The 20,779-nt window shown below is 72.8% G+C and carries 16 protein-coding genes; 12 read left to right on the top strand and 4 right to left on the bottom strand.

The window, feature by feature from the left end:
* Window positions 1-31 precede the first annotated feature (31 nt).
* Window positions 32-772 carry a class I SAM-dependent DNA methyltransferase gene (locus ACFOWE_RS23235; protein WP_377291189.1) on the bottom strand — a complete coding sequence of 247 codons (741 nt, stop codon included), beginning with the start codon at window positions 770-772 and terminating at the stop codon, window positions 32-34.
* A gap of 218 nt (window positions 773-990) precedes the next feature.
* A complete protein-coding gene (locus ACFOWE_RS23240) occupies window positions 991-1,227 on the bottom strand; it encodes a hypothetical protein (RefSeq protein WP_377291191.1) in 237 nt (78 codons plus the stop codon).
* Window positions 1,228-1,366: 139 nt separating this feature from the next.
* Here ACFOWE_RS23240 and ACFOWE_RS23245 point away from each other — a divergent pair, with 139 nt between their 5' ends.
* The 5 genes from ACFOWE_RS23245 to ACFOWE_RS23265 all read left to right on the top strand — a co-directional run bounded on the left by ACFOWE_RS23245 (window position 1,367) and on the right by ACFOWE_RS23265 (window position 5,248).
* Window positions 1,367-2,356, top strand: a complete 990-nt coding sequence (locus tag ACFOWE_RS23245) for a GlxA family transcriptional regulator (protein WP_377291193.1) — start codon at window positions 1,367-1,369, stop codon at window positions 2,354-2,356.
* A 132-nt stretch (window positions 2,357-2,488) separates the two neighbouring features.
* Window positions 2,489-3,973, top strand: a complete 1,485-nt coding sequence (locus ACFOWE_RS23250) for a DJ-1/PfpI family protein (RefSeq protein WP_377291195.1) — start codon at window positions 2,489-2,491, stop codon at window positions 3,971-3,973.
* Window positions 3,974-3,984: 11 nt separating this feature from the next.
* The gene (gene mihF / locus ACFOWE_RS23255) at window positions 3,985-4,293 is read left to right on the top strand and encodes an integration host factor, actinobacterial type (protein ID WP_377291196.1); all 309 of its coding nucleotides are present in this window, start codon (window positions 3,985-3,987) and stop codon (window positions 4,291-4,293) included.
* Between the two features lie 137 nt (window positions 4,294-4,430).
* Complete coding sequence (locus ACFOWE_RS23260) at window positions 4,431-4,865, top strand: hypothetical protein (RefSeq protein WP_377291198.1); 435 nt, start codon at window positions 4,431-4,433, stop codon at window positions 4,863-4,865.
* 101 nt (window positions 4,866-4,966) lie between these two features.
* Window positions 4,967-5,248, top strand: coding sequence for a hypothetical protein (locus ACFOWE_RS23265; RefSeq protein ID WP_377291200.1), 282 nt, complete (start codon window positions 4,967-4,969; stop codon window positions 5,246-5,248).
* 109 nt (window positions 5,249-5,357) lie between these two features.
* Here ACFOWE_RS23265 and ACFOWE_RS23270 read toward each other — a convergent pair whose 3' ends face one another.
* The gene (locus ACFOWE_RS23270; RefSeq protein WP_377291202.1) at window positions 5,358-6,509 is read right to left on the bottom strand and encodes an acyl-CoA dehydrogenase family protein; all 1,152 of its coding nucleotides are present in this window, start codon (window positions 6,507-6,509) and stop codon (window positions 5,358-5,360) included.
* A gap of 233 nt (window positions 6,510-6,742) precedes the next feature.
* Entirely contained in the window at window positions 6,743-7,507 is a 765-nt protein-coding gene (locus ACFOWE_RS23275) for a hypothetical protein (protein WP_377291204.1), read from the bottom strand.
* Between the two features lie 286 nt (window positions 7,508-7,793).
* On the opposite strand from ACFOWE_RS23275, the gene ACFOWE_RS23280 reads away from it, so the two are divergent.
* The 7 genes from ACFOWE_RS23280 (at window position 7,794) to hrpA (ending at window position 20,674) form a co-directional block, all read left to right on the top strand.
* Window positions 7,794-9,434, top strand: a complete 1,641-nt coding sequence (locus tag ACFOWE_RS23280; protein ID WP_377291206.1) for an ABC-F family ATP-binding cassette domain-containing protein — start codon at window positions 7,794-7,796, stop codon at window positions 9,432-9,434.
* 108 nt (window positions 9,435-9,542) lie between these two features.
* The gene (locus ACFOWE_RS23285; protein WP_377291208.1) at window positions 9,543-10,115 is read left to right on the top strand and encodes an NADPH-dependent FMN reductase; all 573 of its coding nucleotides are present in this window, start codon (window positions 9,543-9,545) and stop codon (window positions 10,113-10,115) included.
* 203 nt (window positions 10,116-10,318) lie between these two features.
* A complete protein-coding gene (locus ACFOWE_RS23290; RefSeq protein ID WP_377291210.1) occupies window positions 10,319-12,091 on the top strand; it encodes an ABC transporter ATP-binding protein in 1,773 nt (590 codons plus the stop codon).
* 63 nt (window positions 12,092-12,154) lie between these two features.
* A complete protein-coding gene (gene ppgK / locus ACFOWE_RS23295) occupies window positions 12,155-12,889 on the top strand; it encodes a polyphosphate--glucose phosphotransferase (RefSeq protein WP_377291212.1) in 735 nt (244 codons plus the stop codon).
* 758 nt (window positions 12,890-13,647) lie between these two features.
* The gene (locus ACFOWE_RS23300) at window positions 13,648-14,001 is read left to right on the top strand and encodes a hypothetical protein (protein ID WP_377291214.1); all 354 of its coding nucleotides are present in this window, start codon (window positions 13,648-13,650) and stop codon (window positions 13,999-14,001) included.
* A gap of 176 nt (window positions 14,002-14,177) precedes the next feature.
* On the top strand, window positions 14,178-16,484 hold the full coding sequence (locus ACFOWE_RS23305) for a glycoside hydrolase family 6 protein (RefSeq protein ID WP_377291216.1): 2,307 nt from the start codon (window positions 14,178-14,180) through the stop codon (window positions 16,482-16,484).
* A 296-nt stretch (window positions 16,485-16,780) separates the two neighbouring features.
* On the top strand, window positions 16,781-20,674 hold the full coding sequence (gene hrpA, locus ACFOWE_RS23310; protein ID WP_377291218.1) for an ATP-dependent RNA helicase HrpA: 3,894 nt from the start codon (window positions 16,781-16,783) through the stop codon (window positions 20,672-20,674).
* Window positions 20,675-20,779 lie beyond the last annotated feature (105 nt).

Here is a 20,779-nt window from a genome sequence, read left to right on the forward strand (position 1 = left end):
GAACGAGGAGAGGGGGACGGGTCTGAGCGGGTCAGAGGTGGTAGACCGAGATGTGGGCCGTGCTGCCGTCGGTGAACGCGGCACCGGTCCAGTCGGACCAGCGGTGCTCGCGCTCCATGCCGGCCATGCGGGCCATGAGGTCGAGCTCGGCGGGCCAGGCGTAGCGGTGGTTGGCGGGCAGCAGCCGCACCTCGCCGGAGGTAAGGACGATCTTGGTGGTGTGCATCATCTGCTCGGCGGGCAGCAGCCGCGCGGTCTCGATGACGACCCGGTCCTCCGAGAGCGAGAGCAGCCGGAGCGCGGAGCGGTCGCGGAACGCCCCGAGGTCCGGCACCCAAGCCTCGACCACGAAGCGGCCGCCGGGCCGCAGGTGGGCGGCGGCGTTGCGGAAACAGGCGAGCTGCGCGTCCTGCGAGGGGAGCGCGAACACCGTGTTGTAGGCGAGCACGACCAGGCTGAACTCCCCGTCCATCCGCGTGGTGGAGAAGTCACCCACGGTCATCGGGATGCGGTCGCCACCGGGTTTGGCGCGCAGGACGCCGAGCATCTCCGCGGAGGCGTCGATGCCCGCGACGGCCAGCCCACGGGCCGCCAGGGGCAGGGCGAGCCGGCCGGTGCCGATGCCGAACTCCAGGACGCGGCCGCCCTCTGCGAGCTCGTGCAGCCGGTCCACGGCGAGCTCCGTGGAGGATCCGCCGACCACGTCGCCGGTGACGGCGTCGTAGACGTCGGCGCTCCTGCGCCCGTAGGCGGACGCGTCGAACCCCGTCACCGTGCCTCCCCTCGATCCTGCGCTCCCGTGCGAACGCTCCTGCGTGAACGCTCCTGCGCCGACCGGACCGCCGGCCCCCGGCCGCTCAGTCCACCGCTCAGTCCGTCATCCGGTCCGCTGCCCGCTCCGTCACCAGGCTCACCGGCCGCTCGCCGCTCCGCGGTCCGCCACCCGGGCGCTCGGCCCTCCACCGTGCGCCCGGCTTCGGCCGCCTGGCTTCAGCCGCCGAGCTCGCGCGCCATGCCGTCCAACCGGTCGGCCAGCTGGTCGAGCCTCTGGTCGTCCCGGCCGCCGTCCGCGAGTTCGGGCTCCAGATCGCGGCGGCTGGCGAGCACGAGCCCCTCGGCCCGCTCCTCGGGCAGGACGGCGCACCTGCCCTCCACCAGGACCAGGGTCGCGCCGGGGTCCGGGGACTCCAGCAGCCTGCGGACGTCGTCACGGGTGACCATTGCCATGCGTTACCACCTCAATGCGCTATGTAGTGAAATATCCACTACCCGGCGGGCTCCGCCGTACACGCCGGTGCCTGATCCGTCCGGCGCCGGACCGGTCCGGCCCTGCCGCGGCGGCACGGCGCGGCCTAGCGTGGGGGCCGTGGACGACAGGACGCGCACCGGCAGGGTGGTCGTGCTGGTGCTGCCGGAGGTGAACCTCCTCGACCTCGGCGGGCCGGTGCAGGTGTTCGACGCGGCGGCCCACCTGGGGGCGCCGTACCGGGTGGAGTACGTCGCGGACACGCCGGAGGTCGAGTCGGCGCAGGGGTTGAGGTTCGCCGGGCTGGGACCGCTCGCCGAGACGGGGCCGGGCGACCTGGTCCTGGTGCCGGGGCCCCGCCTGCGGGAGCCCGGGCCGGGACGGCCCCTGGTCCCCGGGACGGCGGTGCGCTGGCTGCGCTCCGCCCACCGGGCGGGATCCCGGATCGCCTCGGTCTGCAGCGGGGCGGCGGCGCTCGGCGAGGCCGGGCTGCTGGACGGCCGCCGCTGCACCACCCACTGGACATTGATCGAGACGATGCGGCGGCGCTATCCGGCCGCCCGGGTGCAGGACGCGGTGCTCTACGTCCACGACGGACCGGTGAGCACCAGCGCGGGCATCTCCACCGGGATCGACCTGGCGCTGTCGCTGGTCGAGCGGGAGCACGGACCGGCGCTCGCGGCGGCGGTCGCCCGCCAGCTCGTGGTCTACCTGCGCCGGGCCGGGACCGACACGCAGATCAGCGCGTTCCTCCAGCACCGGGCGCATCTCCACCCCGCGGTCCACCGGGTGCAGGACCATCTGGCCCAGCACCTCGACGTCCCGCACACCCTCGCCGAGCTCGCCGCCGTGGCGAACCTGTCGCCGCGCGGGCTGAGCCGGGCCTTCACCGCCACCGTGGGGATCACTCCCCTGGAGTACCGGCAGCGGCTCCGGCTGGAGCTCGCGGCGCGGCTGCTCGCCGAGACCGATCTGACCGTCGAGGCGGTGGCCGCTCGGTGCGGTTTCCGCGACGCGCGCCACTTCCGGCGGCTCTTCACCGCCCGGTACGGCGTGCCGCCGTCGGCGTCCCGCCAGGCGCCGGTCGCTTCCCCGCCCGGCGCCTGCTGAGCCCGTCCCCTTCTCCCCTCCGTTCCCCTCCGTTTCCCTCAGCTTCTCCCAGTGCCCCTCCGTTCCCCTCAGCTTCTCCCAGTGCCCCTCTGTTTCCCTCCGCGATGTGATCGCGACGTGAGGAGTCCAGCCATGCCCGCGATCCCCGCGATCCCCCCGATGTCCCCAGTGCCCCCGGTGCCCCCGGTGTCCCCGGCCTCGTCCGCGGCGCCGTCTCCGGTGCCGCGCCGCCGCGCCGCGGTCCGAGCCCTGCTCGGTGTCCTGTCCGGCACCGTGGTGGCGGCCGCCGTCGCGGCCGGGGCGGGCGCCGCGGGGGTGGCCGTCACGATGGCTGAGAGCTACCCGTCCCCGCCGCGCGCGGCCCATCCGGAGCCGTGGCCGCAGGCCGCCCCGGTCCCGCCGGGACGCACGGTCGTCGCCGTCGTGCTCGGCGCGACCGGTTCGGTGACCGGGGACGTGCTCGCGCCGTACGAGGTGTTCGCCCGCTCGCCGCGTTTCGCGGTGTACACGGTGGCGGCCGCCAGGGAGCCGGTGGCGCTCTCCGGTGGCCTGCACGCGCTGCCCGACCGGACCTTCGCCGAGGTGGAGGCGCGCGCGGCGCCCGCGCCGGACGTGGTCGTGGTGCCCGCGGTGACCGATCCCCGGGGAGCGCGGGAGTCGCGGACACGCGAGTGGATCGCCCGGCAGGCCGGCCGGGGCGCCCGGATCCTGGGAGTGTGCGCGGGATCGGACCTGCTGGCCGCGGCCGGCGTGCTGGACGGCCGGCGCGCGACCTCGTTCTGGCAGCGGATCGGCGCGCTCGAGAAGTCCGACCCCGCGGTGCGCTGGGTGCGGGGGCTGCGCTACGTCCAGGACGGCCCCGTCACCACCACCGCCGGAGTGACCTCGGGGATCGTGGGCGCCCTGCGGCTGGTGGAGGAACTGGCCGGGCTCGCGGAGGCCGGGCGAGTCGGCCGCGAGGTGGCCTATCCGGGCTGGTCCCCGCGGGGACCGGTGGAGATCCCGGTCAACGGCCTGACCCTGTCCGATCTGCCGTACGGGCTCAACGCCGCCTTCCCGTGGGGACGCCCGTCCGTCGGGATCGGGCTGCCCGAGGGAGTCGGCGAGATCGACGCCGCCGCCGCCTTCGAGGTCTACTCCGGTACGTCCTTCGCGGCCCGGACGGTCCCCGTCGCCGGGACCCGGACGGTCAGGACGCGGCACGGGATGATCCTGCTCGCCGAACCCGCCGGAGTCAGGACCGCCGCCGTGGACCGGCTCGTCGTGCCGGGGGCGCGGCACGCGGAGGAGGCCGGTCCGCGCCTGGCCGCGTGGGCGGCGGAACGCGGTCTGGAGATGGAGCTGCCGCACCGGGGACGGGTGGCCGGGGAGTCCGGCTTCGACGGTGTGCTGCGTGATCTGGCCGCCCACGCCGACCTGGCCACGGCCCGCACCACAGCCAAGTTCGCCGAGTACCCGGCGGCCCATCTGGAGCTGACCGGCGCCGCCTGGCCGTGGCGGCCGACCGCGTTGGCGGTCCTGTCTCTCGCGGCCGCCGCGGGATTCGGCGTTCTTGCCGGAAAAAGAATGAATACCCTGATCGACATGGGTAGCAGAATGCTCAAACCCAATCGATGAAGGAGTAAAACGTGGCTCTCCCCACTCTCACCCCCGAGCAGCGACAGGCCGCCCTGGCCAAGGCGGCCGAGACGCGGGCGGCCCGCGCCAAGCTGCTGGCCGACGTCAGGTCCGGGGCGATCACCTTCAAGGAGCTGCTCGAGCGGGACGACGAGATCGCCAAGCGCATCAAGGTCTCCCAGGCGCTGCGGGCCCTGCCCGGCGTGGGCAGCGTGAAGGCGGCCCAGCTGATGGAGCGGGCCGACGTGGACGAGGCCCGCCGCCTGGGCGGGCTCGGCGCCCAGCAGCGCCGCAAGCTCATCGAGGCCACCACGCGCTGACCCGTCGCGCGGGCCGGCCGCGGGAGATCCGGCGGTTCCGCGCCGTCCGGAGCCGCCGTCCGGAGCCGCCGTCCGGAGCCGCCGCCTGTGGCGGCTCCGGACGGAATACCACGCGCCGCCGAGGGTAGCGCGCCTGCATGAGCGACGACCGCCCCGACATGGCACACCGCAGGCCCGAGGGCCTCGACGACACCACCGTCGAGGCCCTGGGCAAACTGTCCGAGGCGCTGGAGACAGCCGAGCGGGCGCGCGGGCACCTGTACGCCTTCCACCAGCTGACCGGCCGGTCCGACCTGATGCTCGACGAGGCGGTGGAGCTGCTGCGCGCGGCCGGTCACGAGAAGCAGGCCGAGGCCGTCGCCGCCGAGCTGATCGGGCGCAACGTCATCGAGGGCCGGTGGACCTTCCAGATCGTGGAGGACTACGACGACGGCTACCGCCGCTGCTTCCTCGAGCTGGAGGAGCGGATCAGGAACGAGCTGGCGGGAGGCCGCCGCCATCTCTACGAGGCGGAGATGAAGGAGCGCCGCCGCACGCGCGGCCGCCCCGGCCACGAGGCCCGCCCCAGCTGACCACCCCCGGGCGCGTCCGGACGAGCCGGTGGATGAGACTTCCGGGTGCATCCGGACGCGCCGGAGGGCATGACACCCCCTTCTGCGGGGAGGGGGCCGGTATGAGCGAGCAACACGATCCTGCCGAGACGTCCTCATCCGAGCCCTCGCAGCCGGAGCCGGGCGCCGGGCGCTCACCGGAGAGCGACGCGCCGCCCATCGCGCCGGACGCCGCGGTGGGCGAGAGCCGGACGGTGGCGGAGCGCTCGGGCGCCGACACGGACTTCCCCGCCCGGCCGATCCCGGCGGACCCGGTCACGCCCTCGCCTCCGCTGGAGTCCCCGGAGGGGGAGGACGAGGAGCGGTCCGGGACTCCCGCACCGGACATGGGCCCGTCGTCCTGACCAGGCGGCGCACCGGCCGAGCACAGGGCACGGGGCGCGGCGGCGGCGCACCGGGCGCGAGCCCGGTCGCACCGTCCCTCGCGCGTGCCCGGACCGCGTGCCCGAATCCTCAGACGAAGGCCCCGACCCCGGTGATCGCGCGCCCCACGATCAGGCTGTTGATCTCGCGCGTGCCCTCGTAGGAGTAGATCGCCTCCGAGTCCGCCACGAAGCGGCCCATGCCGTAGTCGAGGACGATCCCGTTGCCGCCCATGATCTCGCGGCCCCAGCCCACGGCCTCGCGCATGCGGGCCGTGCAGAAGGCCTTGGCCATCGCCGAGTGCTCGTCCTTGTAGACGCCGGCGTCCTGCAGCTGCGCCAGCCGCACCACCATGCCGAGCGAGCAGGTGACGTTGCCGAGCATGCGGACCAGCAGATCCTGCACGAGCTGGAAGCCGGCGATCGGCCGGCCGAACTGCTGCCGCTCCCTGGCGTAGGCCAGCGCGGTCTCGTAGGCGCCCATCATGCACCCCACCGCCTGCCAGGCGACCCCGCCCCGGGTCTGCCGGAGGATGGCGGCGGTGTCGCGGAAGGTGTTCGCCCCCTGCAGCCGGTTCGTCTCCGGCACCAGGCAGTTGGTCAGCGTGATGTCGGCGTTCTGCACCGTGCGCAGGGCGATCTTGTTCTCGATCCTGGTGGCGGAGAAGCCGGGCGTGCCCTTCTCCACCACGAAGCCCTTGACCTGGCCGTCGGCCTCGTCCTTGGCCCAGACCACGACCAGGTCGGCGAAGGTCGCGTTGCCGATCCACCGCTTCGCCCCGTTGAGCACCCAGGTGTCGCCCTCGCGCCGGGCGGTCGTGCGCAGCCCCGCGGCGACGTCGGACCCGCCGTCCGGCTCGGTCAGGGCGAAGGCCCCGATCTTCTCCAGGTCGGCCATCGGCGGCAGCCACCGCTCCCGCTGCTCCGGTGAGCCCAGCCGGGCGATGCTCCCCATCGCCAGCCCGTTGTGCACGCCGAAGAACGTCCCGATCGACGGGTCGACCCGGTTCATCTCCAGCACGACGAACCCGGTCAGCAGGCTCCGCGCCCCCCGGTACGGCAGGCCCGCGATGTCCAGCTTGGCCAGCTCCGGGATCAGATGGTGCGGGAAACGGGCGTTGGTCCAGGCCTCGTCGGCCACCGGCGCGACCTGGTCGGCCATGAACTCCCGCACCCGCAGCACGGTCTCCCGCTCCTGCTCGTCGAGCAGGTCGAAGTAGTCGTAGAAGTCACCGGACGTCATCGTCTCGCCTCTCCTCAGCGGATCATGTGCCGCGCTCCACTGCCCTCAGGAGAGGCGGGCAACCACAGGACGCAGGAAGCCGGCCCCCTCGGCAGGAGGCCGGCTTCCCGATCGCGTCATCCGCCACAGGCGGTCACCGCGCCGGTCGCGTCACCCCGGAAGGCCGCCACGGGGGCGGATCCGGGGTGACGCGCCGGTGGGCCGGGCCGCCCGGGAGCGGCCGGTGCGGCCCGTCAGCGGCGCCAGGACCTGACGTGAACCCAGTCGCGGTTGCTGGAGCTGTCGTCGAGCCTCCGGTCGCCGTCGAAGACGGCGCGGAACTCACCGCTCCGGTGGGCGCGGGTCTTGGCGCTGAACCTGCCGTCCCACCGGGTGTCGGCGGAGGTCACGTACTTCCACGCGCTGGAGCGGCTGGAGCGGAAGTAGACGTCCACCTCCTCGTCCCGCACACCGCGCCAGTTCCAGTGCTGGCGGGCTTCCAGCCGCCCGGAGAAGTAGATCGTGCGGCCCTTGCGGACCGGCTCCGGGGAGGCGTTGAAGCCGACCAGGCGGGTGTCGGCCTTCCGCACGTGCGGCCGCGCGTGCTTGACGCTGAAGCCGGCCGTGTCGGTCGCCGCCGGCTCCTTGCCGTCCTTGGCGTAGGCGTTGGCGGTCGCGATCCAGCGGCCGCGGTAGTCGGACTTGTCGAAGGTGGTGACGAAGCGCCACAGCTTGCCCTCGCGGACGAGCTTCGGCTCCTTCGCCTTGAGGGTGTGGGGGGCGTCGGTGTCCGGCCGGAGCAGGAGCTCGACCTTCTCCGCGTCGATGGCGCGGACCTCGATGGTGACCGTCGCGTCGCGGTCGCCGCGGACCACGACGGGGTTCGGGCTGACCTCGGTGATGTCCACGTCCAGGCCGGCCGTCGTGGCGGTCGCGGTGGCCGTACCGGCCCCCATGGTGACGACGAGAGAGGCGCCCGCAGCCGTGGCGAGGGCACCCGCAGCGATCTTCTTGAGCATTTCGTTCCTTTCCCCGTTGCTGTCGGAGGCGGTGCTCGGGGTTACCGCCTCCACTCGGTCAACACACGGATGCGCCGGGGCGGGCGGTTCAAAGCCATCGTCAAACGGACGTCAAGTATCTTTTAGATCACGATCTGGTCGCGCGTCCGCAGGTCGATCACGTCTTGTGGCGCCGGGGCGCTGGACGGAAAAAAATCCGCAAGCTGTCCGATTTGCCGGGAATATGGTCTGCGTCCCACCGGGATGACCGTTCGGCGTGCGCGCGGGAGGCCGATAGCGTTCCCCCATGAGCGCCACCGTCGTCGTCAAGGACCTCGCCGCCGGGCACGGCGACCGTGCCCTGTTCTCCGGACTGGACCTGGTCGTCGCCCCCGGTGACGTCATCGGCCTGGTCGGGGTGAACGGGGCCGGGAAGTCCACCTTGCTGCGCATCCTGGCGGGCCTGCTCCCGCCCGAGAACGGCTCGGTACGGCTCAGCCCGCCCACCGCCACGGTCGGCTACCTGCCGCAGGAGCGCGAGCGCCGTGCCGATGAGACGGTCACGGCGTTCCTGGCCCGGCGCACCGGGGTGGCCGACGCGCAGCGCGCCCTGGACGCCGCCACCGAGGGGCTGGTCGAGGGGCGCGCCGGCGCCGACGACGCCTACGCCGCCGCCCTCGAGCGGTGGCTGGCCCTGGGCGGCGCCGACCTGGAGGAGCGGGCCGAGGCGGTCGCCGCCGAGCTCGGCCTGGCGGTGGAGCTCGACCGGCCGATGACGGCCCTGTCCGGCGGCCAGGCCGCCCGGGCGGGGATGGCCTCCCTGCTGCTCAGCCGCTACGACGTCTTCCTCCTCGACGAGCCCACCAACGACCTCGACCTGGACGGCCTGGAGCGGCTCGAACGCTTCGTCACCGGGCTGCGGGCCGGCACGGTCCTGGTCAGCCACGACCGCGAGTTCCTGGCCCGGACCGCGAACCGGATCGTCGAGCTCGACCTCGCCCAGCAGCAGGTGCGCGCCTACGGCGGCGGCTACGAGGCCTACCTCGCCGAGCGCGAGACCGCCCGCCGGCACGCCCGCGAGCAGTACGAGGAGTACGCCGGGACCGTCGCCGAGCTCAAGGCCCGCGCCCTGACCCAGCGCAACTGGATGGAGAAGGGGGTCAAGAACGCCCGGCGCAAGATGAGCGACAACGACAAGATCGGCCGCAACGCCCGCGTCGAGACGACCGAGAAGCAGGCCGCCAAGGCCCGTCAGACCGAGCGGCTGATCGAGCGGCTGGAGGTTGTCGAGGAGCCCCGAAAGGAGTGGGAGCTGCGCATGGAGATCGCCGCGGCGCCCCGGGCCGGGGCGGTCGTCGCGACGCTGCGCGAGGCCGTCGTGCGGCGCGGCGCGTTCACCCTCGGCCCGGTGGACCTGCAGATCGGCTGGGCCGAGCGGGTGGCGATCACCGGGGCCAACGGCTCGGGCAAGACCACGCTGCTGGGCGCGCTGCTCGGCCGGATCCCGCTCGCGGAGGGCCACTCCTCCCTCGGGCCCGGCGTCGTCGTCGGCGAGGTGGACCAGGCCCGCGGGCTCTTCGACTCGGCCGAGCCCCTGATGGAGGCCTTCCGGTCGGCCGCCGGGGACGTGCCCCCGGCCGACGCGCGCACGCTGCTGGCCAAGTTCGGCCTGCGCGCGGCCCACGTGCTCCGGCCCGCCGCCACGCTCTCGCCGGGGGAGCGGACCCGGGCCGCGCTCGCCCTGCTCCAGGCGCGCGGGGTGAACCTGCTCGTCCTCGACGAGCCCACCAACCACCTGGACCTGCCCGCCATCGAGCAGCTGGAGTCGGCGCTGGCCTCCTACCCGGGCACGCTCCTGCTGGTCACCCACGACCGCCGCATGCTCGACGCCGTGCACACCACCCGGCACCTGCACGTCGAGGCCGGGAAGGTCACCGAGGCGGGGTGAGGCTTCCGGGGCCCGGTGACGGCTCCGGGCGGATACGGTCGATTTGACCTCAAGTGTGCTTGAGGATGCATCCTGGCGGACGGAACACCGCACCGCCAGGAGACCGCCATGCTCGATGTCGCAGTGATCACCGCCACCAGCCCGGAGGGCCGCTCCGGCGCGAACGTGGCCCGGTGGTTCCTCGGGCAGGCCGAGCGGCGCGACGACCTCCGGCTGGACGTGATCGACCTCAACCGCGTCCCGCTCCCGCCGCTCCACCCCCGCTCCTCCGACGCCGTGGCCGACGAGGCCACCCGCTCGCTCGCCGCCCGGATCGGCGCCGCCGACGGCTTCGTGGTGATCACCCCCGAGTACAACCACGCCTACCCGGCCGCCCTCAAGCTCGCCATCGACGCGGTCCGCCGGGAGTGGGCCGCCAAGCCGGCCGGCTTCGTCTCGTACGGCGGGCAGTCCGGCGGCCTGCGGGCCGTCGAGCAGCTCCGGCTGGTCTTCGCCGAGCTGCACGTGGTGACCCTGCGGGACACGGTGAGCTTCCACCGGGTGGAGACCCGCTTCGACGAGCGGGGCGAGCCGCTGGACTCCGCGGGCGTCAACGGCGCGGCCAAGGTGCTGCTGGACCAGCTCATCTGGTGGGGGACCGCGCTCCGGGAGGCCCGCGCCGCCCGGCCGTACACGATCTGAGGCGCCGGCCGTACGGCCCGCACCGGCCTGTGTCGGCCCGCACCGGCCTGTGTCGGCGCGCCTCGGCCTGTGCGGGCCCGCTCCCGCCCGCACTCCCGGAGCGCGCCGCTCCGCGGCCGTGCGTGGGGGTGGGATGTCCGGGAAATCCCCATGAGGAAGGATGATGGCGAGATCTATCCTTGCTTGGGGGATTTGGGGGATTCGTGGCAGGTGCTCTCGATCATCGTTACCGGGGTGAGCACCCCGTCCGCACACTCGTCTACCTCTTCCGGCGGGACCGCCTCCGGCTGGTCGCCGCCGTCCTCGCCTTCCTGGTCAAACACAGCCCGGTCTGGATCCTGCCGCTGATCACCGGCAACATCGTGAACGTCGTGGTCGAGCGGCGCCCGATCACGCAGCTGTGGGCCAACGCCGCGGTGCTGCTGGCCCTGCTGCTGCTCAACTACCCCCTGCACCTGGCCTACGTCCGCTGCCTGCACGGCGCGATCCGGCGGGTGGGCACGGACCTGCGCTCGGCGCTCTGCCGCCGCATGCAGCACCTGTCCATCGGCTACCACTCGCGGGTCAGCGCCGCCGTGCTCCAGACGAAGGTCATCCGCGACGTCGAGAACATCGAGCAGACCACCCAGCAGACGAGCGACATGGGGCTGTCGGCGCTGACCACGCTGGCCGGGGGACTGGTGGTGATCGCGGTCCAGGTGCCCGCGGCCCTGCCGGTCTTCCTGGTGGTCGTGCCCGCCGCGGCGCTCCTGGTCATGAAGCTCCGCACCCGCCTGCGGGACGACAACGAGAGCTTCCGCCGCGAGGTGGAGCGGCTCTCCGCGCGGGTCAGCGAGATGACCACGCTGATCCCGATCACCCGCGCGCACGGCCTGGAGCAGGACGCGCTGCACCGGGTGGACGGCACGCTGACCCGGGTGCTGCGCAAGGGGCTCCGGCTCGACCTGCTCAACGGCAGCTTCGGCGCGCTGGCCTGGATCCTGCTCAACGCGCTCGGCGCGGCCGTGCTGGCCGGGGCCGCGTTCGTCGCCTACTACCAGGTCATCCCGATCACGGCGGGGGACGTGTTCATGCTGAGCACCTTCTTCGCCACCCTCACCTCGGCGGTCACCTCGCTGCTCAGCCTGACCCCGGTGATCAGCAAGGGGCTGGCGTCGGTGCGCTCGGTCGGCGAGGTGCTCCAGGCGCCCGACCTGGAGCAGAACGCGGGCAAGGCCACGGTGGACTCCGTCCGGGGCGAGGTGGAGTTCCGCGACGTCACCTTCTCCTACGGCGACCGCGGCGAGGAGGGCGGACAGGCGCCCGCCGTCTCCGGGTTCACGCTGAAGGTGACCCCCGGCGAGACGATCGCGCTGGTCGGGCCGTCCGGAGCGGGCAAGTCCACCGTGCTGAGCCTCGTCATCGGCTTCCTGCGGCCCACCTCCGGGCGGATCCTGCTCGACGGCCGGGACATGGAGGAGATCGACCTGCGCAGCTACCGCAGGTTCCTGTCGGTCGTGCCCCAGGAGTGCATCCTGTTCGAGGGCAGCATCCGGGAGAACGTCACCTACGGCCTGTCCGGCGTCAGTGAGGAGCGGGTACGGCAGGCGCTGCGGGACGCCAACGCGCTGGAGTTCATCGACCGCCTGCCCGACGGGCTCGACACCATGGTGGGGGAGCGCGGCGCCCGCCTGTCGGGCGGGCAGAAGCAGCGCCTGGCCATCGCCCGCGCGCTCATCCGCGACCCGCGGGTGCTGATCCTGGACGAGGCGACCTCCGCCCTGGACACCCGGTCCGAGGCGCTGGTGCAGCAGGCGCTGGCCCGGCTGGTCGCGGGCCGTACGGTCTTCGTCGTCGCCCACCGGCTCTCGACCGTGCGCGGCGCCGACCGCATCGTGGTCATGCGCGACGGACGCGTCGAGGAGGTCGGCTCGCACGGGGAACTGATGGGGCTACGCGGCCTGTACGCCGGGCTGCAGGGCGCCCAGCTCGCCTGAGCAGGCGGTCCGGGACGCGATTTCGCGGCCCCCACGGGTAGGGGCCGCACCGAGGAGGATGCCATGCGAGTGCTGGGAATCGACATCGGCGGATCGGGGATCAAGGGCGCCCCGGTGGACGTGGAGAAGGGCGAGCTGACCGAGGAGCGGCTGCGCATCCCGACCCCGGACCCCGCCGGGCCCGAGGCGGTCGGCGAGGTGGTCGGGCAGATCGCCCGGCATTTCGCCTGGACCGGACCGATCGGGATCACCTTCCCCGGAGTGGTGCTGGACGGGACCACCATGACGGCCGCGAACGTGGACGCGCGGTGGATCGGGACGGACGCGCGCGGGCTGTTCTCGGCGGTGACCGGGCAGCCGGTGACGGTGCTCAACGACGCCGACGCGGCCGGGCTGGCCGAGGTGGAGGTGGGGGCGGCCAAGGGCGAGCCGGGGGTCGTGCTGATGCTGACCTTCGGCACCGGGATCGGCAGCGCGCTGTTCGCCGACGGCCGGCTGGTGCCCAACACCGAACTGGGCCACCTGGAGATCCGCGGCAAGGACGCCGAGCGGCGCGCCTCCGACGGCGCCCGCGAGCGCCACGACCTGAGCTGGGACCAGTGGGCCGAGCGGGTCGAGGAGTACCTCCGCCACGTCGAGATGCTGTTCTCCCCCTCGCTGATCGTCATCGGCGGCGGGGTCAGCAAGAAGTCCGACAAGTTCCTGCCGAAGATCAGTGTGCGCTCCCGGGTCGTCCCGGCCGCGCTGCGCAACGAGGCCGGGATCGTCGGCGCCGCCATGGCGGCGGCGCATCTGTGACCGCACGCCCCTGCCTGTGATCCCCCGGTCCCGCCTCGTGCGTCCTGCGGCGGTGCGTCCGTGGTCCTGCGGTCCCTGCCACGGCCTGAGCAGGTGACCTCGGGCGTGCTGCGGGACGTGCCCGAAAGGCCGCCTGGATTTTGACCACCCTTGGCGGGCGGTCCGCACCCCCACGGGTATGTAGCCGGGGGACAGCAAGATCACATATGGCGGGGACGGAAGACGTGACGCAGTCGACGGACACGAACTGGGCCCTTCCCTGGGCGGTGGCGCTCGTCCTCATCCTGGCGGTGGGCAGCAGGGGGTACGGCGGAGGCGGCGGAGGGCCCCGGTTCAACGGGGCGGGCCCTCAGTTCTCCGAGCTCTTCCCGGTGACGGCCCCGGGGGCGCGGCCGCCCGGCGCGCGGCCGGCCGGCCAGGGGCGGGGGTGGCCGGCTCCGCTGCCGGGAAGGCCCGGCGCGTCCGAGCCGGTGGCGATCGCGGTGCCGCGCGCCGGAGTGGACGTGCCGGTGGCCAGGGGAGACCTCCTGGAGGGCGGCGCGCCGGCCGGCGGCCCGGCGGGTGCGGCTCCGGGCGGGATCTTCTCCGGAGGCGGGGGTCCGGGAGGCACGGCTCCGGGTGGCGTTCTCCCCGGAGGCGGGGGTCCGGGGGGTGCGGCTCCGGACGGGATCTTCTCCGGAGGCGGGATCCCGGGTGCGCCGCGGCTCCGGCCGGCGGCCGGGATCGCGGGCTGGGATCCCCGGAGCCCGGCTCCGGGCGTGCCGGGGCGGTCGGTCGTCTTCGGGCGTCTCGGTGCGGAGGAGGCCGGCCCCGGGGTGTTCGCCCGGCTGCCCGAGGTCAAGCCGGACGACACCGTGGCGGTGGTGCGCCAGGACGGGACCGTGGTCGTCTTCCGGGTGGTCTCGGCCCGGTGGGCCGGGGAGCGGGCGCGCGGGGGCGTGCGGGCGTTCCCGGACACCCGGTCCCGCCGCGCCGGCGGGCCGCGCCCTTCGATCAAGCTCGTGGCCCGGGGGGAGTCCTCGGCTCCCGGATCCCGTTCCCCGGCGGGTGACCTGGTCGTTCGCGGGGACTTCGCGGGCTGGTACCGGCTGCCGGACTTCCCGGGCGGCTGAGCGCGCGCGGGGACGCCCGGCGGCCCGTGCTGAAACTTTCATCGGACCGGAACGGCATCCGCTGAGGTCACGGAGGGGAACGGCGTCACCGGAGGGCCCCGTCCGCGCAACATGCTGTACACATCCCGGAAACATCCGGACGATGGGAGCGCTCCCACCCCTCGTCTGGAGATGACATGAGAGATCATCCGCGCCGCCGCGCCTGGCGGAGCCGGGCCGCGACCACGGCGGCTCTCCTGGTGGCCGCCGCGGGTCTGGCCACCGGCCAGGCCACGACCGCCCACGCGGCGGTCGCCTGCGACGTCGCCTACTCGACCAACGACTGGCAGGGCGGTTTCACCGCCAACGTCACCATCAAGAACCTCGGTGACGCGCTGGACGGCTGGACCCTCGGCTTCACCTTCACCGGTGGCCAGAAGCTCCAGCAGGGCTGGTCGGCCACCTGGGCCCAGGAAGGCGCCAAGGTCACCGCCAAGAACCTCGACTGGAACGGCAAGCTCGGCACGGGGGCCTCCACCAGCGTCGGGTTCAACGGCTCGTGGAGCGGCTCCAACCCCAAGCCGACCGACTTCACGGTCAACGGCGTGGCCTGCAACGGCGGCACACCCGGGAACCAGGCTCCCACCGTCAGCCTGACCAGCCCGGCGAGCGGCTCCACGCACGCCGCGGGCGCGGCCGTGCCGCTGGCCGCCACGGCCTCCGACGACGGCGAGGTCGGCAAGGTCGAGTTCTACGTCGACGGCACGCTCGTCGGCACCGACACCAGCGCCCCCTACACCCACTCCGCCACCGGGCTGGCCGCGGGCTCCCACACCGCCACGGCCAAGGCCTACGACAACGGCAGCCCGGTGCTGAGCAAGGAGAGCGCCGCGGTCCCGTTCACCGTGGGCGGCGACACCGGCACCGCGTCGATCGTGGCCTCCGCCACCTCGGTCAGCGTGCCCGAGGGCGGCAGCAAGACCGTCGGCTTCAAGCTCGGCAAGGCCCCGTCGGGCAACGTCACGGTCAACCTGAGCAAGACCGGTGACTCCGACCTCACCATCCGGCCGGCCACGCTGACCTTCACCGCCTCCAACTGGAACACCGCGCAGAACGTGACGGTCTCCGCGGCCGAGGACTCCGACGAGGCGAACGGCACCGCGACCATCACGGCCGCCGCCTCCGGCCACACCGGCGCCACGGTCACCGCGACCGAGGAGGACAACGACGGCGACACGCCGCCGGTCGGCGAGCACGTGGACAACCCGTACGACGGCGCCACCGGCTACGTGAACCCCGACTGGTCGGCCAAGGCCGCCGCCGAGCCCGGCGGCGACGCGGTGGCGGACATCTCGACCGGCGTGTGGCTGGACCGCATCGCCGCCATCGAGGGCGCCGGCTCCGCCATGGGGCTGCGCGAGCACCTCGACGAGGCCGTCCGGCAGGACGCGGCCAACGGGAGCAAGCCGCTGACGATCCAGATCGTCATCTACAACCTGCCCAACCGCGACTGCTCCGCGCTGGCCTCCAACGGTGAGCTGAAGATCGCCGAAAACGGCCTGAACCGCTACAAGACCGAGTACATCGACCCGATCGCCGACATCATGGACGATCCGAAGTACGCGGCGCTGCGCATCGTGTCGATCATCGAGATCGACTCGCTGCCCAACCTGGTCACCAACCTCAACCTGGAGAAGTGCCAGGAGGCCAAGAACAGCGGCGCCTACGTCGACGGCGTCCGCTACGCCCTGGACAAGCTGCACGCCATCCCGAACGTCTACAACTACGTCGACGCCGGCCACCACGGCTGGCTGGGCTGGGACACGAACTTCGGCCCCTCCGCCGAGCTGTTCGCCACCACCGTCGCCGGCACCGCCAAGGGCTTCGACAGCGTCGACGGCTTCATCACCAACACCGCCAACTACTCGGCGCTGAAGGAGCCCTTCTTCAGCGCGAGCACCAACGTCAACGGCCAGACCGTCCGCCAGTCCAAGTGGCTCGACTGGAACTTCTACGCGGACGAGCTCTCCTTCGCCCAGGCCTTCCGGCAGGAGCTGATCCGGCGCGGGTTCAAGTCGAACATCGGCATGATCATCGACACCTCCCGCAACGGCTGGGGCGGCCCGAACCGGCCCACCAAGGCCAGCACCTCCCTCAACGTGGACGAGTTCGTCAACCAGTCCCGCGTCGACCGCCGCCTCCACGCCGGCAACTGGTGCAACCAGTCCGGCGCCGGCCTCGGCGAGCGTCCGCAGGCCAGCCCCGAGCCGGGAATCGACGCCTACGTCTGGATCAAGCCGCCGGGCGAGTCCGACGGCTCCAGCAAGGAGATCCCGAACAACGAGGGCAAGGGCTTCGACCGGATGTGCGACCCGACCTACGAGGGCAACGAGCGAAACAAGTTCAACAAGAGCGGCGCGCTGCCGGACGCCCCGATCTCCGGGCAGTGGTTCTCCGCCCAGTTCCAGGAGCTGCTGCGGAACGCCTACCCGCCCATCCAGTAGTGACCGCCTGAGGCCCGAGGCCTCCCGGTCCCCGACCGGCCCCGCCGCCCCCCACCAGGGGGCGGCGGGGCCGCCGCCGTTCCCGGGGGCACCCGGCCTCAGTTTCCCTCCCGGGGCGGCCGGCGCCCGCGGCCCCGGCCTCCGCGTTCCTCCCGGAGCTCCGCCGGGGCCCTCCTGCCGGGAGCCGGACGGATATCGAGATGCGCCCGGGGAACATGTCAGGCACCATGGACGGTTGGCTCCTGGCGTAAGGCCTGGCTCCTGACGCAAAGGGCCCGAAAGTATCCTCACCGCATATGGGAACGCCTCCTGTGACATCTCCGCTCGCCGACCTCCGTACCCGCCTGCCCGAGCTGACGCTCCGCGACCAGCGGCGGCTGGGGCGGCGGCTCGACGGCGCCCGCAAGGTCAGGAACCGCGCCGCACAGGAGAAGATCGCCGCCGACATCGCCGCCGACATCGAGCGGGCCGAGCAGCGCATCGCCGTACGGCGGGCGGGCGTGCCGGAGGTGACCTACCCGGAGACGCTCCCGGTCAGCCGGCGCAGAGACGACATCCTGGAGGCGATCCGCGACCACCAGGTCGTGATCGTCGCCGGTGAGACCGGCTCGGGCAAGACCACCCAGCTGCCGAAGATCTGCCTGGAGCTGGGCCGGGGCGTCAAGGGCCTGATCGGGCACACCCAGCCCCGCCGGATCGCCGCCCGGACCGTGGCCGAGCGTGTGGCCGAGGAGCTCGGCACCCAGCTCGGCGAGGCGGTCGGCTACAAGGTGCGCTTCACCGACCAGGTGAGCGACGGCACGCTCGTCAAGGTCATGACCGACGGCATCCTCCTGGCCGAGCTGCAGGGCGACCGCGAGCTCGCCCAGTACGACACGCTGATCATCGACGAGGCGCACGAGCGCAGCCTCAACATCGACTTCATCCTCGGCTACCTCAAGCAGCTCCTGCCGCGGCGCCCCGACCTGAAGGTGATCATCACCTCGGCGACCATCGACCCGGAGCGCTTCTCCCGGCACTTCGGCGACGCCCCGATCGTGGAGGTCTCCGGACGGACCTACCCGGTCGAGGTCCGCTACCGGCCGGTCGAGGAGGACGACGACCAGATCCAGTCCATCGGCGACGCGGTGGACGAGCTGTGCGCGGAGGGGCCCGGCGACATCCTGGTCTTCCTCAGCGGCGAGCGGGAGATCCGCGACACCGCCGACGCCCTGTCCAAACGCAAGGACGTCGAGGTCCTCCCGCTGTACGCGCGCCTGTCGGCCGCCGAGCAGCACCGGGTCTTCCAGCGGCACTCCGGCCGCCGGGTCGTGCTCTCCACCAACGTGGCCGAGACCTCGCTGACCGTCCCCGGCATCAAATACGTGGTGGACACCGGCTTCGCCCGCATCTCCCGCTACAGCCACCGGACCAAGGTCCAGCGCCTGCCCATCGAGCCGGTCTCGCAGGCCTCGGCCAACCAGCGCAAGGGCCGCTGCGGCCGCGTCTCCGAGGGCGTGTGCATCCGCCTCTACGGCGAGGAGGACTTCCTCTCCCGGCCGGAGTTCACCGACCCGGAGATCCTGCGCACCAACCTCGCCTCGGTCATCCTGCAGATGACCTCCATCGGCCTGGGCGACATCGACGCCTTCCCGTTCGTCGAGCCGCCGGACCGGCGCCAGGTCAAGGACGGCTTCGACCTGCTGGTCGAGCTCGGCGCGTTCGACGCCGACAAGCGCATCACCCCGCTCGGCCGCAAGCTCGCCGGACTGCCGGTCGACCCGCGCCTGGCCCGCATGGTGCTGGAGGCCGACCACAACGGCTGCGTGCGCGAGGTCATGGTCATCGCCGCCGCGCTCTCCATCCAGGACCCGCGTGAGCGACCGGCCGACAAGCAGCAGGCCGCCGACGAGATGCACCGCCGCTTCGCGGAGCCCGAGTCGGACTTCCTGACCTACCTCAACCTCTGGGACCACCTGCAGGAGCGGCAGAAGGAGCTGTCGTCCGGCGCGTTCCGGCGGCTGTGCCGGGCGGAGTTCCTCAACTACCTGCGGGTGCGCGAGTGGCAGGACGTCTACAGCCAGCTCCGCCAGATGTCGAAGTCCCTCGGTGTCACGCTGAACAGCGTGCCCGGCGACCCGCAGAAGATCCACACCTCCCTGCTGTCCGGCCTGCTCTCCCACGTCGGCGTCAAGGACATCGACAAGAAGACCACCTCCGACGGCCCGCGCCGTCCCGTCACCGAGTACGTCGGGGCCCGCGGCGCCCGCTTCGCGATCTTCCCCGGCTCGGCGCTGGCGAAGAAGCAGCCGCTGTGGGTGATGTCCGCCGAGCTGGTGGAGACCTCCCGGCTCTGGGCCCGGGTCAACGCGAAGATCGAGCCCGAGTGGATCGAGCCGCTCGCCGGGCACCTGGTCAAGCGCACCTACTCCGAGCCGCACTGGGAGAAGAAGCAGGCCGCCGTCATCGGCTACGAGAAGGTCACCCTGTACGGCGTGCCGATCGTGGCCCAGCGGAAGGTCAACTACGGCCGCATCGACCCCGAGCTGAGCCGCGAGCTGTTCATCCGGCACGCCCTGGTCGAGGGCGACTGGGAGACCCACCACGCCTTCTTCGCCGCCAACCGCAGGCTGCTGGAGGAGGTCGGCGAGCTGGAGGAGCGCGCCCGCCGGCGCGACATCCTCGTCGACGACGAGACCCTCTTCGACTTCTACGACCAGCGGGTCGGGCAGGAGGTCGTCTCCGGCCGGCACTTCGACTCCTGGTGGAAGAAGGCCAGGCTGGCCGACCCCGACCTGCTCAACTTCGAGAAGTCGATGCTGATCAGCGAGGCGGCCGGGGACGTCAGCCAGCGCGACTACCCCGACGTCTGGCGCCAGGGCGGCCTGCGCTTCCCGCTGACCTACCAGTTCGAGCCCGGCGCGGACGCCGACGGCGTCACCGCGCACATCCCGCTCTCCCTGCTCAACCAGGTCAACGCCGACGGCTTCGACTGGCAGATCCCCGGCCTGCGCGAGGAACTGCTCACCGCGCTGATCCGCTCCCTGCCCAAGAACCTCCGGCGCAACTTCGTGCCCGCCCCCAACTACGCCAAGCAGGTCCTCGCGCGGGCCGAGCCCACCCAGGAGCCGCTGCTGGCGGTGCTGGAGCGGGAGCTGCTGCGGCTGACCGGGATCCAGGTGCCGCGGGAGGCCTGGCAGCTCGACCAGGTCCCCGACCACCTGAAGATCACCTTCCGGGTGGTCGACGGCCGGAAGAAGAAGCTCGCCGAGAGCAAGGACCTCGCCGAGCTCAAGCGGAAGCTGGCCCCCCGGCTCCGGCAGACCCTCACCAAGGCCGCCGGCATGGAGCGGGCGGGCCTGACCGAGTGGAGCCTCGGCGAGCTGCCGAAGACCTTCGAGCAGCGGAAGATGAAGGCCTATCCGGCGCTGGCCGACGAGGGCTCCAGCGTGGCCGTGCGGCTGTTCGAGACCGAGGCCGAGCAGCGCCGCGCCATGTGGGAGGGGACCCGCAGGCTGCTGCTGCTGAACATCCCGTCCCCGGCCAAGCAGATCCTCGGCGGGCTGGGCAACCAGGCCAAGCTGACGCTGAGCCGGAGCCCGCACGCCGGGGCCGTGGCGCTGTTCGACGACTGCGTCTCCTGCGCCGCCGACAAGCTGATCGCCGAGAACGGGGGGCCGGTCTGGGACGAGGCGGGCTTCGCCGCGCTGCGCGACAGAGTCCGCGCCGAGCTGTTCGACACCACCGAGGAGGTCGTCGCCCGGGTCGAGAGCGTCCTGGCGGTCTGGCACGCCGTCTGCGCCCGGCTGGACGGGGCCCGCTCCACGCCCGCCGTGGAGGACGTCCGCGACCAGGTGGCGGGCCTGGTCTACCCGGGCTTCGTGACCGCCACGGGGTACGGCCGCCTGGCCGACCTGCTCCGCTACCTGAGGGCGGCCGAGCGGCGCCTGGAGAAGCTGCCGGAGGACCCCTACCGCGACGAGCAGCGCATGCACCAGGTCCACGACGTCGAGGACGACTACCACGACCTGCTGGAGAAGCTGCCCCCGGCCCGGCGCCGCGACGAGGACGTGCAGAAGATCCGCTGGATGATCGAGGAGCTGCGGGTGAGCTACTTCGCGCAGACGCTCGGCACGCCGTACTCGATCTCCGACAAGCGCGTCCGCAAGGCGATCGAGGCCGTGGACCTGGGCGCGTCGCTCCGGCGTTAGGCACCCGCGGTCCTCGGCGTGAGCGCCGGCACGGTGCGAGAGCACGGTGAGAGGTCGCGGTGCGGGGCGCGGTACGGCCCTGCGCGGCTTGGTGGGGCGGGCCCG

The sequence above is a fragment of the Planomonospora corallina genome (genome assembly GCF_042650625.1).
GTDB classification, from domain to species: domain Bacteria; phylum Actinomycetota; class Actinomycetes; order Streptosporangiales; family Streptosporangiaceae; genus Planomonospora_B; species Planomonospora_B corallina.

Bases quoted from the DNA above. Each gene is read 5' to 3' on its own strand.
- ACFOWE_RS23305 (WP_377291216.1), top strand. From the start codon at position 14,178: ATGAGAGATCATCCGCGCCGCCGCGCCTGGCGGAGCCGGGCCGCGACC.
- ACFOWE_RS23265 (WP_377291200.1), top strand. From the start codon at position 4,967: ATGAGCGAGCAACACGATCCTGCCGAGACGTCCTCATCCGAGCCCTCG.
- ACFOWE_RS23260 (WP_377291198.1), top strand. From the start codon at position 4,431: ATGAGCGACGACCGCCCCGACATGGCACACCGCAGGCCCGAGGGCCTC.
- ACFOWE_RS23250 (WP_377291195.1), top strand. From the start codon at position 2,489: ATGCCCGCGATCCCCGCGATCCCCCCGATGTCCCCAGTGCCCCCGGTG.
- ACFOWE_RS23240 (WP_377291191.1), bottom strand. From the start codon at position 1,227: ATGGCAATGGTCACCCGTGACGACGTCCGCAGGCTGCTGGAGTCCCCG.
- ACFOWE_RS23285 (WP_377291208.1), top strand. From the start codon at position 9,543: ATGCTCGATGTCGCAGTGATCACCGCCACCAGCCCGGAGGGCCGCTCC.
- ACFOWE_RS23275 (WP_377291204.1), bottom strand. From the start codon at position 7,507: ATGCTCAAGAAGATCGCTGCGGGTGCCCTCGCCACGGCTGCGGGCGCC.
- ACFOWE_RS23280 (WP_377291206.1), top strand. From the start codon at position 7,794: ATGAGCGCCACCGTCGTCGTCAAGGACCTCGCCGCCGGGCACGGCGAC.
- hrpA (WP_377291218.1), top strand. From the start codon at position 16,781: ATGGGAACGCCTCCTGTGACATCTCCGCTCGCCGACCTCCGTACCCGC.
- ppgK (WP_377291212.1), top strand. From the start codon at position 12,155: ATGCGAGTGCTGGGAATCGACATCGGCGGATCGGGGATCAAGGGCGCC.
- ACFOWE_RS23270 (WP_377291202.1), bottom strand. From the start codon at position 6,509: ATGACGTCCGGTGACTTCTACGACTACTTCGACCTGCTCGACGAGCAG.